At 34.5% G+C, this 258-nt stretch carries 1 pseudogene; it reads left to right on the plus strand.

Annotated elements, in window-relative coordinates:
• Positions 1 to 76: 76 nt before the first annotated feature.
• Positions 77 to 258, plus strand: a pseudogene (locus H5154_RS23495) (hypothetical protein); the annotation flags it as partial.

Here is a 258-nt window from a genome sequence, read left to right on the forward strand (position 1 = left end):
GCTCTTTAACAATCAGAAAAGGAATTCAAACCTAGGTGGTATATGCTGCCTAGGTTTATTAAAGCAAAGGAACCTGATGCAAAAGAATAATTACTTTGGTGTTGGAATCATGCAAAAGAAAACGAAGTTTAATCGTTTTTTTGAAGCGCACCGAATAATAAATGAAGGAAGCGAATTTAGAGGATTATGTTTTTTCCGACGTTGGCTAAATCAAGATAGGCGCATTTACGCGAATAAAAAAGAGCAATATAAAATAGC

This window comes from Pseudoalteromonas sp. SR44-5 (assembly GCF_014163675.1).
Classification (GTDB): Bacteria; Pseudomonadota; Gammaproteobacteria; order Enterobacterales; family Alteromonadaceae; genus Pseudoalteromonas; species Pseudoalteromonas rhizosphaerae.